The organism is Trinickia dinghuensis (assembly GCF_003367175.1).
In the GTDB taxonomy this organism is placed as follows: domain Bacteria; phylum Pseudomonadota; class Gammaproteobacteria; order Burkholderiales; family Burkholderiaceae; genus Trinickia; species Trinickia dinghuensis.
The window spans coordinates 26,484-37,435 of the sequence record NZ_QRGA01000021.1 but is presented as its reverse complement, the minus strand read 5'-3'; the positions used below and the strand labels follow the sequence as shown (position 1 = coordinate 37,435).

Here is a 10,952-nt window from a genome sequence, read left to right as displayed (position 1 = left end):
ATGAACGTCTTGCGTATCCCCTCGGAACACCGCAGGCTCACCCTCGCGCTCGCAACGACAGCGGCGCTGGCAATGACGCTCGCCGCCTGCTCGCTCGGACCGAACGGCGAGCCGCCGGCCATGCCTTCGCCCGCCCATTACGGACAAACCGCATTGCCCGAGCAAACGGCGGCGGCCGGCGGCGTCGCTCAACGCTTCGATGTGGGCGCTCAGCCAGTGCCGCAGTGGTGGCATCTCTATCGCTCGGCGCAGCTCGACGCGCTCGTCGACGAAGGCCTCAAGCACAGCCCGACGCTCGCGGCAACCGAAAAATCGCTGGCCGGCGCCCGCGAGCAATTGCGCGCGCAGATCGGTGCGTCGCTACTGCCGACCCTCGACGCGAGCGGCCAAGCAACGCGCGAGCGTGCGCTCGGGATTCCCGAGGCAGGACCGCCCACCGTGCGCTACAACGTCTTCGTCGGGCAACTCGAGGCGCACTACACGTTCGACTTGTTCGGCGCGGTCCGCTATGCCAACGCGGCGGTCCACGCCCGCGTCGACGTGCAGGCGTTCGAACTCGATGCCGCGCGCCGCGCTTTGGCGGCCAATATCGTGACGACCGCGATCAATGCGGCAGCGCTCGACGATGAAGTCGGCGCAACCCGGCGGCTAATCGTGCTGGCGCGGCAGACGGCGCAAGAAGATGCCCGGCGCTACGCGCTCGGCGCCGTGTCGCATGCGCAAGCACTTGCGTCGCAACAGAATGCGTTCGATCTCGAGGCGAGCTTGCCGGCATTGCGTCAGCAGCGTCAGGCGGCACGCCATGCATTGGCGGTACTGATCGGCCGATCGCCCGACGCCGTGCCGGACATTCCGCCGCTAGCGAGCTTGACGCTGCCCGAACATGTCCCGGTCGTCGTCCCTTCTTCGCTGTTGCACACGCGCCCCGACATCGCCGCGGCCGAAGCCTCGCTCAAAGCCGCCGCGGCCGAGGTTGGCGTGGCGACCGCGCAGCTGTTCCCGAGCCTGTCGCTGACGGCCTCGATGGGGCAAGGCGGCTTCAGTTGGCCGGTCGCCCTTTCGGGGGCCGGCGCATTGTGGAGTATCGGCGGGTCGTTGACGCAGCCGCTGTTCCACGGCGGCGCTCTGCTGGCGCAGCGGCGTGCGGCGATCGATTTCTACGACGCGGCTGCGGATCAGTACAAGGCCACGGTGTTGTCGGCCTTCCAGAACGTGGCCGATACGCTTGCCGCGCTCGAATCCGATGCGCAAGCCTCGGCAGCAGCGAACGCCTCGGCCGACGCGGCGCGGCAGGCGTTCGACGAAACGGCTGCGCGAGGCAAGCTGGGGGCGGTAGCGGATTCGGCCGTACGGGCAAGCGAGCAGCAGTACTGGAACGAGCAGTTGAGCGCCATCCGCTCGGCCGGACGCAGGCTGAGCGACACGGCGGTGCTCTATCAAGCGATGGGAACGCCGCAACAGGCCCAGTGAGGTTCAAAACGCGGGCTGGTGGAGCGGTTACGCTCCGCCGCCCTATCGGCTCAGGCGAGGCCTGCCAACCTACGCTTCTCTGCGCGCAGCATGAAGTAGTTGATGCCGATGACGCCCACCGTCACGACGCCGATGAACAACGTGGCGAGCGCGTTCATCTCCGGATTCAACCCGAGCCGCACGCGCGAGAATACGACGAGCGGCAGCGTGGTCGACCCAGGCCCCGACAAGAACGCCGACAGCACGAGGTCATCGATCGACAGGGTGAACGAGAGCAGCCACCCGGCCATCAACGCCTGCGAGATCAACGGCAAGGTGATCGCGAAGAACACCTTGAACGGCGTCGCGCCGAGATCGAGCGCGGCCTCCTCCAACGAGGGATTCAGTTCGCGCACGCGCGATTGCACGATGATGGCGACATACGACATGCACAGCATGACGTGGCCGATCCAGATCGTCACGAACCCGCGCCGCTCGGGCCACCCGATCCACTTGCCCATCTCGATGAACAGCAGCAGCAGCGAGATGCCCTGAATCACTTCCGGAATCACGAGCGGCGCGTTGATCATGCCGCTGAACAGCGTGGCGCCGCGAAACCGCCCCATCCGCGCGAGCACGAAGCCCGCCCACGTGCCGATGAACACCGACGCGAATGCCGTGAGCAAGGCGATGCGCAGCGAGAGCCAGAACGCCGTGATGAGTTCGTCGTCCTGCGCGAGCGCCGCGTACCAGCGCGTGGAAAAATGCGTCCAGACCGTCACGAGCTGAGACTCGTTGAACGAATAGACGACGAGGCTCAGAATCGGAATGTAGAGAAACGCGAAACCGACGCCGAGCGCCGTCACCTGCAATGTACGGTTCGGTTTGATCATCGCCGCGTTTCGAGTTGTTTCGCCTGGAAGTGCTGGAACATCGCCATCGGCACGAGCAGCAGCAAGACCATCGCACAGGTCACCGCGGACGCCATCGGCCAGTCGGCGTTGTTGAAGAACTCGTTCCACATGACGCGACCGATCATCAGCGTGTCCGCGCCGCCAAGCAGTTCGGGGATCACGTACTCGCCCACCGCCGGAATGAACACGAGCAGGCAGCCTGCGATGATGCCGTTTTTCGAGAGCGGCAGCGTGATCTGCAGGAACGCCTTCCACGGCTTGGCGCCGAGATCGTACGCCGCCTCGAGCAGCGTCATGTCCATCTTCACGAGGTGCGCGTAAAGCGGCATCACGAGAAACGGCAGGTACGAATAAACCATGCCGATATAGACGGCCGTATTCGTGCGATAGAGTTCGATCGGCGTGTGAATGAGCCCGATCGTCATCAAGAAGTTGTTCAGCAGGCCGTTGTTCTTGAGGATGCCGATCCACGCGTAGACGCGAATCAGGAACGACGTCCAGAACGGCAGCATCACGGCCATCATCAAAAGGTTGCGCGAGTTCGGGTTCGAGCGCGCGATGTAGTACGCCATCGGATAGCCGAGCAGCAGGCAGAGCAGCGTCGTGACGGCCGCAACGAGCACCGAGTTGACGTAGGTGGCGAAGTACAGGCTATCCGTGAACAGAAACGCGTAATGCGCGATGTTCAACGAAATCTGGACGACACCGTCCTTGACGGCGACGAGCTCCGTGTACGGCGGAATGCCGAGCTGCAGCTCCGCGAAGCTGATCTTGACGACCAGCAGGAACGGCACGAAGAAGAACATCAGCAGCCAGATGAACGGCCCGGCGACGACGGCAGTGCCGCCGGTCAGCCGAAAGCGCCGCGCCGGCCACGTGGAGAGGGCGAGCAGCGTTTTCATGCCGTCAGCACCACCCCGGCCGATGCGCTCCAGCGCACATAGATTTCGTCGCCCCAGGTCGGCGAATCGATTTCCGTCAGCGCGAGGCTCGAGACGTTCGCCACCACGGTCTTCCCTGAATCGAGCTCGACGTGGTACAGCGAGTAGCCGCCCATGTAGGCGATATTGGCGATCGTGCCGCGCCCCCAGTTATAGGCGCCTTCGGGCGGCTTGCGCGTGAGCGCGATCCGTTCGGGACGCACCGAGATCGTCACGGACATGCCGAGCGGCCCCGTGATGCCGTGATTGACGTAGAGACGGCAAGGCAGCTCGGTGGTTTCAACGAAGATGTGATCGGGTTCGTCTTCCACGACGCGGCCGTCGAATAGATTCGTCGAGCCGATGAACTCGGCCGAGAAGCGCGAATTCGGATATTCGTACACCTGATGCGGCGTGCCGAGCTGAACGATTTCACCTTCGCTCATCACCGCGAGGCGATCGGCCATCGTCATCGCCTCTTCCTGATCATGCGTGACCATGATGCACGTCACCCCGACGCCATCGAGAATGTTCACGAGTTCGATCTGCGTGCGCTGCCGAATCTGCTTGTCGAGCGCCGACATCGGTTCGTCGAGCAGCAGCAGCTTGGGCCGCTTGACCAGCGAACGCGCGAGCGCCACGCGCTGCTGCTGGCCGCCCGAGAGCTGGTGCGGTTTGCGCTTCGCGTACCGCCCCATCTGCACGAGGTCGAGCGCATTGTTCACGCGCTCCTTGAGTTCGGCCTTTTGCACGCCTTCCTGCTTGAGACCGAATGCGACGTTCGCCTCGACCGTCATATGGGGGAACAGCGCATACGACTGGAACATCATGTTGACGGGGCGCTTGAACGGCGGCATCGCAGCGAGGTCTTCCCCGTCGATCAAGATCTTGCCCGCGCTGACCGATTCGAGGCCGGCCAGCATTCTCAGCAGCGTCGACTTTCCGCAACCCGAACTGCCCAGCAGCGCGAACAGTTCCCCCTTCGCCACCGACAAACTGACGTTCTTGACCGCGACCGTTTCCCCGAACTTCTTGACGACGTCGACGATCTGCACAAAGTTGTCGGCCGATACGTTGTCGGCCGAAGTTGAACCTGCGGGGCGCGCGCCGGCGGACGGCTGCGAGCTCGACTGATCGCTCATGATGTGCTGCTTGACTCCACTCGTTTGACGTACAAAGCCCCCGGCGATGGCACCGGGGGCTTCATGACTACCTGCTTGCCGCGCACCGCGACGAAATCATCGGCCCGTCTTGAATTCGGTCCACAGCCGCGTTTGCAGACGCTGAATCTCAGGCGGCAGCGGCTTCAGCAAGAACAGCGTCTTGAGGACATCGGGCGACGGATAGATGGCCGGATCGTTGGCGATCTTGGGATCGACGTACTTCCTCGCCTCGGCGTTGGCCGTCGGATAGTAGACGGCATCGGTGATCGCGGCGTTGACTTGCGGCGTCTCGATGTAGTTGATCCACTGGAGCGCCGCGTCCTTGTGCGAAGCATCCTTCGGAATCGCCATCACGTCGAACCAAATCGGTGCACCGCCCTTCGGGATGTAGTACTCGATCTTGTACGGCTTCTTCGCTTCGATCGCACGGTGCTTGGCGATCACGACGTCACCCGACCAGCCATAGGCGAAGCAGATGTCGCCGCCGGCCAAATCGTTGATGTAGCCCGATGAGTTGAACTCCGTGATGTACGGCCGGATCTTCTTCATCATCGCGAGCGCGGCCTGATAGTCGGCCGGGTTCGTGCTCATCGGATCCTTGCCCATATAGTGAAGCGCCGCGGCGAAGAACTGATCGGGCGCGTCGAGCACCGACACGCCGCAGGCCTTCAGCTTCGAAATGTTTTCGGGCTTGAACAGGATGTCCCAGTTGTCGAGCGGCACGTTCTTGCCGAGGATCTGCTGGACCTTCGTCACGTTGTAGCCGAGCCCCGTGGTGCCGTAGGCCCAAGGCACGGCGTACTTGTTGCCCGGATCGGCGCCGGCGACGAGCCCCATCAACTGGGGATCGAGATACTTCAGGTTCGGCATCTTCGCTTTGTCGAGCGGCGAGAAGATGCCGGCGGCGATTTGCTTGCCCGCGTAGTTGCTCGTCGGCACGACGATGTCGTAGCCCGAATTGCCCGTCAACAGCTTGGCTTGCAGCGTATCGTCGCTGTCGTAGTTGTCGTAACGGACCTTGATGCCCGATTGCTTCTCGAAGTTCGGAATCGTGTCCTTGGCGATGTAGTCGGACCAGTTATAAACGTTGAGTGCCGTATCCTTGGCCGACGCTACCCACGGCGTCGCGCACAATACTAGTGCAGCAAGCCCGCCCATCACCTGTTTTTTCATTCCGTTCTCCGATTCGGGCCGGTTTGCCCGGCCTCGACCCCGCCCATGCCGCGATGCAACGCCCGCGGCTCCTCTGAAAAACCCGAAAGCTACCATCATTCATTGACGCGCGGCACAAAAATGCGAGCCGCTCGGACCGGCTGTCGCGCAAACGGCACAACCGTGCGCCTGCCCTCGCCGCGCAAACTTGGCGGACAGCGCGCGCCTTTCCGAATCGGGCGCAATTTTATCGGGTTATGGGCCCTTGTCCACTCGAAAAAATGCTCTTTTCGCCTTTCGGATAGCCTTCAGCACGAGCCGCCCCAGCCCCGCTCGTCGGCCCCGCTTGCCGAAGGGCTTTGGCCCAGGGTGCGCGGCCTCGGCTAACATACGGGCAGCCCCTGCACATGAGAACGGTTTCAATGGCTTCCAACCTCCACGCGCTGCCCGACAGCCCCTGCATCGGCGTCTGCTCGACGCTGTTCGACGAAATCTGCAAAGGCTGCGGCCGTACGGCCACCGAAGTCTCCAATTGGGTCTTCTTGAGCGACGCCGAGAAACGGGTCGTCTGGGAGCGCATCGAGCGCGAAGGCACGGCGATGCGGTTTAAGAACGACAAGCTTTGAGCGGCCATTTCTGGGAATGAAAAACGCCGGATGCTGCTGGCTCGACTTCTCATCCGCCGGGTTGCAGGCGGCGGACTCGTGAGCCAACGCCGAAACGACGTCAAGGGTTCAGGTTCTATCCGGCAGACCTACCGCGTCGGCAATGCCGAGATTTCATCGCGCAACTGCTCTGCCCGCCTGTTGTTGAGTTCCGCCAAACAAGCGAGACGGTCGATTTCGTGACTGTTGCCGGCGGCGCCTCCAACGAGCGACGAGGAGAAGTCACATTGAACCTGGCGATACTTCTCAAATTCCTTGTTCGAACGTCCGAGTCTCGCTTTTGCTTGATTTACGTATCGGTCGTCCTCGTCCCATCCGGCGAGGGCGCGGGCCGCATTTGTTTCCGCGTCTCGCAACAATTCTTGGCTTTCTCCCGCCCTCTTCGCGATGCAAGCGAGCATTCTCGCTTGCGAGGAGGTGCTGCATTCCTCGCGCAGAGCGCGTTCGGTCAAAGCAGGGATGGTCGAAGCCGCCAGAACCAATCTTGGCAAAAGAATGGCCATGACCAGGCCCAAACCGATAGGCGTCATTGCCCGCACAGTGTAGTCCTCCGATTGCGCACCAACTCGAGTGCAAGGTCGAGCTTCTTGGCATAGTTGGGGTCGCCCCCTCCGTTATAGCGCTGGGCAATCGACGTCGCGGATATGGGCCGCCAGCCCACGATGACACGTTGAACCGATGCCTTTTGATACTTCAAAGAATGTCCGGGCCGGAGGGTATTGGCCGTCGGATTGAGCTTTTTCAAAATGTCCACGGTAGTTCCCTGCGTCTTCGCGACCCTGTCGAAACTGTCTCCCGGATTGATACTCACTTCGTAGATGCGCTTGTCGGCACCGACCACGCTTCCATGCTCGAACTTTGCCATCCGCATGAGCAAATAGGCGATGCCCGCCCGAATGTTATGGGCTGGAATGGCTCTCACCGAGCCCGGCGTCAGAAGCCCTTTCCAGCTAGGCGGCAGAATTCGGTCGCCGCCCTCCCGGCCCGAAAGCAATGACATCAACCCCGGATCGCCTGGCACCCCTATTTGTATCGGCTTACGCTCCCACTCAGGATCGTCCGCGCCAGTCTCGACCCACAACATTGCCTTGATAAGCAGCCAAGCCTGTCGCTCGAGACGAGCGCTACCACTCTGCGACTGCGTTTTGCCCGTTGATGACGACAGGGTTCGGTCGGACAAACATGCTTGCTGATCAATGAATCGGGGAGACGAGATACGACGAAGAATCGGACGAGTCCGACGCCCTTTCGCGAAGATTTTCGAGTTGGACGGGGCGAGGAGGCAGGTCAGCCGACAGTCTTCGTGTTTGTATCCGAAAGAGCATCAACACGGATCTGCCGACTGTATTGCCGAAATTGGCGAGCGGGTCGAGTCAAGCCTAAGCGCGGCTCTTAGCTCGCCCGCTTCTAAGGCTGTAACTGCATCGATTTGTACTCGAGGTACTCTTCTAGCCCGTACGTACCGTTTTCGCGGCCATACCCCGATTGCTTATACCCGCCGAACGGCGCTTGCGCGTTCCAGGCGCCACCATTGATGTCGATTTGCCCCGTACGGATGCGGCGTGCAACGCCCATCGCCCGCTCGTCCGTACCCGCCCAAACCGCACCGCCCAAACCGTAGAGCGAATCGTTGGCGATGCGCACGGCTTCTTCTTCATCCTTGTAGGTGATGATCGACAGCACCGGCCCGAAGATTTCCTCTTGAGCGATTGTCGCTTTCGGATGCACGCGGCCCAAGACGGTCGGCTTGACGAAGAACCCTTTCGCCAACCCCTCGGGCATTTGCGCGCCCCCCGTCACGAGTTCCGCGCCTTCCGCCATGCCGCGCTCGATGTACTCGCGCACGCGCTTGAGCTGCACGGCGGACGCGAGCGGCCCGAGGCGCGTGCCCTCGCTGCGCGGGTCGCCAACCGAGTAGGTTTCGGCCGCGGCCTTCGCAAGCTGGCTCACTTCCTCGTAACGCGATTCCGGGACGATGAGGCGGGTGTGCGCCGAACACGTTTGGCCCGAATTCAGGTAGCAAGCGGCAACCGTGCCTTTCACCGCGGCCGCGAAATCGGCGTCATCGAGCACGACCGAGGCGGATTTCCCGCCCAGTTCGAGCGCCACACGCTTCACGCTCGCCGCCGCAAGTTCGGCAACCCGCTTCCCAGCGCGCGTGGAGCCCGTGAACGAGACCATGTCGACGAAGGGATGGCTCGCGATAATCTCGCCGACCACCGGCCCATAGCCGCTGACGAGATTGAACACGCCGGCCGGCAGCCCCGCTTCATGAATCGCCTCGGCCAGGATGAACGCATTGAGCGGCGCGACTTCCGAAGGCTTGAGCACGACGGTGCAGCCCGCGGCCAGTGCGGCGGCGACTTTCAGCGTGATTTGGTTGAGCGGATAGTTCCAGGGGGTGATAGCCGCCACGACGCCTACCGGCTCCCTCACCACGAGCGAGTTGCCGACGCGCGCCTCGAACTCGAATTCGCGCGCAAGCTTGGCGTAGACGTTCCAGTTGTAGACGGGGCTTCCGACTTGAATCGCGCGGGCGAGCTTGAGCGGCATCCCCACTTCGCCGCAGATCGCCGCGGCCAACTCGTCGGTGCGTGCCTTCAGGGCCACCGCGATTTTTTGGAGGTAGTCGGCACGAGAAGCCGCGGGCGTCGCGGCCCAGTTGTCGAAGGCAAGCTTTGCGGCCTCGACGGCCGCCTCGGCGTCGGCCGCCGTGCCTTCGGGGATCCGGCCCATCACCGCTTCGGTGCCGGAATCGATGACGTCGATGGTGCCCGTGCCCGAAGGCGCGAGCCATTTTCCGCCGATGTAAAGATGTTCGTAGATCTTCATTTTGCGAGCGCTCACCTTGTGGGTTTCGACTCGCACATTTTACTCAGCGGCCCTAGGTACGTTGCGTCAAACTCGCACTAGGAAGCTAGGGCCGGAGCAGCCGACGATCGGTTTGCACCGGCCCTAGCGGAAGAACTGCGATGCCGCCTTACTGCACGCCCTGGCTCGCGAGGAAATCCTCGTAATTCCCGCCGAAGTCGTACAGCGTGCCGTCCGTGCGCACTTCGATGATGCGATTGGCCAAGCCGCTCACGAACTCGCGGTCGTGAGACACGAAAATCAGCGTGCCGTCGTACTTGTCGAGCGCGATCTGCAGCGACTCGATCGATTCCATGTCCATGTGGTTCGTCGGCTCGTCCATCAGCAGCACGTTGTGGCGGCCCAGCATGAGCTTGCCCCAGATCATGCGGCCCTTCTCGCCGCCGGAGAGCACCTTCACCGATTTCCTGATGTCGTCGGCGTTGAACAGCAGACGGCCCAGCGTGCCGCGCACCATTTGATCGTCATCGCCTTCCTTGCGGTAGTCGTCGATCCAGTCGGTCAGCGTGACATCGCTCGGGAATTCTTCATACGTGTCCTGCGGCATGTAGCCGACGTTCGCGTTCTCGGCCCACTTGATCGAGCCGCCGTCGAGCGTCAGGTTGCCTTGCAGCGAGCGCAGCAGCGTCGTCTTGCCCGCGCCGTTCTCGCCGATGATCGCAATGCGTTCGCCCGGCTGCACGCTCAGATCGAAATTCTGGAAGATCGTGCGCTCGTAACGCTTCGTAATGCGCTCGGCCACCACCGCAATATTGTGCAGCTTCTTTTCGTACTCGAAGCGGATGAACGGATTCTGGCGCGACGACGGCTTGAATTCCTCGATCTTGATCTTGTCGATCTGCTTCAGGCGGCTCGTGGCCTGACGGGCCTTCGACTTGTTCGCCGAGAAACGGCGCACGAAGTCCTGCAGATCGGAGATGCGCTCCTTCGCCTTCGCATTGGCCGCGGCCTGGCGCTCGCGGGCCTGCGTCGACGCCAGCATGTAGTCGTCGTAGTTGCCCGGATAGACCTTCAGCGTGCCGTAATCCATGTCCGCCATGTGCGTGCAGACCTGGTTCAGGAAGTGCCGGTCGTGGGAGATGATGATCATCGTCGAGTTGTACTCGTTGAGGATGTTCTCCAGCCAGCGGATCGAATTGATGTCGAGGTTGTTCGTCGGCTCGTCGAGCAGCAGCACGTCGGGGTTCGAGAACAGCGCCTGCGCCAGCAGCACGCGCAGCTTCCAGCCCGGCGCGACGTTGCTCATGGGCCCGTTGTGGTCTTCGATGGCGATGCCGATGCCGAGCAGCAGCTCGCCCGCGCGAGCCTCGGCCGTATAGCCGCCGTATTCGGCGAACTTCGCCTCGAGCTCGGCGGCATGCATGTAGTCGTCGTCGGTCGCTTCCGCGTTCGCGTAGATCGCGTCGCGCTCGGTCATCGCGGCCCACATTTCCGTGTGGCCCATCATGACGACGTCGAGCACGCGCATGTCTTCGTAGGCGAACTGATCCTGGCGCAGCTTGCCGAGGCGAACGTTCGGCTCGAGCATGACGGTGCCCGAGCTCTGCTCGAGATCGCTGCCGAGGATCTTCATGAACGTCGACTTGCCGCAGCCATTCGCGCCGATGAGACCGTAGCGGTTGCCCTCGCCGAACTTGACCGAGATGTTCTCGAACAAGGGCTTCGGCCCGAATTGCATGGTGATATTGGCGGTAGACAGCACGGCGCGTCCCTTCGAATGGTGATCGGCGAAAAACTCGATATTTTAGCAAGCTTTCGCCAACCTCACCCGCGGCCGGCCTGCAAACCCGCTACATCCGCCTCCGAAGCCCGCCACGC

Annotated in this window: 10 protein-coding genes; 2 read left to right on the top strand and 8 right to left on the bottom strand. The window is 62.4% G+C overall.

The window, feature by feature from the left end; genetic code table 11:
• Complete coding sequence (locus tag DWV00_RS29775) at window positions 1-1,470, top strand: efflux transporter outer membrane subunit (RefSeq protein WP_115537209.1); 1,470 nt, start codon at window positions 1-3, stop codon at window positions 1,468-1,470.
• A 50-nt stretch (window positions 1,471-1,520) separates the two neighbouring features.
• On the opposite strand, the gene DWV00_RS29770 is transcribed toward DWV00_RS29775, so the two are convergent.
• From DWV00_RS29770 to DWV00_RS29755, 4 genes are all read right to left on the bottom strand, one after another.
• Window positions 1,521-2,339 (bottom strand): ABC transporter permease subunit, encoded by an 819-nt coding sequence (locus DWV00_RS29770; protein ID WP_115537279.1) that lies wholly within the window; start codon window positions 2,337-2,339, stop codon window positions 1,521-1,523.
• Window positions 2,339-3,265 (bottom strand): ABC transporter permease subunit, encoded by a 927-nt coding sequence (locus tag DWV00_RS29765; protein ID WP_115537208.1) that lies wholly within the window; start codon window positions 3,263-3,265, stop codon window positions 2,339-2,341. Before DWV00_RS29765 ends, DWV00_RS29770 begins: the two co-directional genes overlap by 1 nt.
• Window positions 3,262-4,425 (bottom strand): ABC transporter ATP-binding protein, encoded by a 1,164-nt coding sequence (locus tag DWV00_RS29760; protein WP_115537207.1) that lies wholly within the window; start codon window positions 4,423-4,425, stop codon window positions 3,262-3,264. The genes DWV00_RS29765 and DWV00_RS29760 overlap by 4 nt, the downstream gene beginning before the upstream one ends.
• 96 nt (window positions 4,426-4,521) lie before the next feature.
• Window positions 4,522-5,619 (bottom strand): polyamine ABC transporter substrate-binding protein, encoded by a 1,098-nt coding sequence (locus DWV00_RS29755; RefSeq protein WP_115537206.1) that lies wholly within the window; start codon window positions 5,617-5,619, stop codon window positions 4,522-4,524.
• 401 nt (window positions 5,620-6,020) lie between these two features.
• On the opposite strand from DWV00_RS29755, the gene DWV00_RS29750 reads away from it, so the two are divergent.
• Window positions 6,021-6,224 (top strand): DUF1289 domain-containing protein, encoded by a 204-nt coding sequence (locus DWV00_RS29750; RefSeq protein ID WP_115537205.1) that lies wholly within the window; start codon window positions 6,021-6,023, stop codon window positions 6,222-6,224.
• 128 nt (window positions 6,225-6,352) lie between these two features.
• Here DWV00_RS29750 and DWV00_RS29745 read toward each other — a convergent pair whose 3' ends face one another.
• From DWV00_RS29745 to DWV00_RS29730, 4 genes are all read right to left on the bottom strand, one after another.
• On the bottom strand, window positions 6,353-6,766 hold the full coding sequence (locus tag DWV00_RS29745; RefSeq protein ID WP_245965089.1) for a lysozyme inhibitor LprI family protein: 414 nt from the start codon (window positions 6,764-6,766) through the stop codon (window positions 6,353-6,355).
• 23 nt (window positions 6,767-6,789) lie between these two features.
• A complete protein-coding gene (locus DWV00_RS29740) occupies window positions 6,790-7,443 on the bottom strand; it encodes a LysM peptidoglycan-binding domain-containing protein (RefSeq protein ID WP_220274747.1) in 654 nt (217 codons plus the stop codon).
• A 227-nt stretch (window positions 7,444-7,670) separates the two neighbouring features.
• The gene (locus tag DWV00_RS29735; protein WP_115537202.1) at window positions 7,671-9,095 is read right to left on the bottom strand and encodes an aldehyde dehydrogenase family protein; all 1,425 of its coding nucleotides are present in this window, start codon (window positions 9,093-9,095) and stop codon (window positions 7,671-7,673) included.
• Window positions 9,096-9,243: 148 nt separating this feature from the next.
• Window positions 9,244-10,836, bottom strand: a complete 1,593-nt coding sequence (locus tag DWV00_RS29730; protein ID WP_115537201.1) for an ABC-F family ATPase — start codon at window positions 10,834-10,836, stop codon at window positions 9,244-9,246.
• Window positions 10,837-10,952 lie beyond the last annotated feature (116 nt).